Origin of the sequence: Streptomyces katrae, from assembly GCF_000966975.1 — a bacterium.
Taxonomy (GTDB): Bacteria; Actinomycetota; Actinomycetes; order Streptomycetales; family Streptomycetaceae; genus Streptomyces; species Streptomyces katrae.
In genome coordinates this window covers 1-664 of the sequence record NZ_JZWV01000825.1, presented here as the reverse complement: position 1 = coordinate 664, position 664 = coordinate 1, and the positions used below count along the sequence as shown (strand labels likewise).

General features: G+C 79.1%; 1 protein-coding gene. It reads right to left on the bottom strand.

Annotation, left to right across the window (positions count from 1 at the left end):
* Window positions 1-664: TOMM precursor leader peptide-binding protein (locus tag VR44_RS27325; protein WP_245692305.1), on the bottom strand; the 664-nt coding region annotated here is incomplete at both ends.

Here is a 664-nt window from a genome sequence, read left to right as displayed (position 1 = left end):
GCTCGCTGGTGGCGAAGTCGCCGGCGCGGCCGTACCCGCCGTCGTCGACGAGGCGGCCGTCGGTGACGAAGGCGCTGGTGAGGGAGAAGGCGGAGTCCTCGGAGCGGAAGAGGCGGCGCACCGGCCCGAACCGCTCGTCGTGCAGTTCCCGACGCAGGAGTTCGGGGCCGGCGGTGCGGGGGTTGGGGGCGCGCAGCACGCGGGGGTCGGGCAGCGGGCGGGGTGCGGCCGGCAGCGGGTCCGGGACGCTCGCGGAGTCGGCGGGCAGGGGATGGCAGACGGCGCAGCCGCCGAGGGGGCGGAGGCGGTGCGTGGACCAGGTGCCGCGCCCCTGGTGGACGACGTGCACGACGGCCGCCCCGTCCTCCCGGCCGGGCTCCTCCCCGTCCAGCAGGTCCCGGACCAGGGCGCCGAGCGCGGCGGACAGGGCCGGGGAGGGCACGCCGGCCAGCGCGAGCCCGGGGCTGCGCCAGGGCACCCGGCCGCCGGCGGTGGCCAGCCGCCGGTACTCGGTGCAGCACAGGCAGGCAGCCGCCCCCGGGGCCAGCACCGGCCCGACGACGGCGACCGGCCCGTCGAACCGGACGGGCACCAGGACGACGGGATGCCCGAGCGCGTGCCGGCTCAACTCCTCACCGAGCCCCAGCGTCCACCGCTCCAGCAG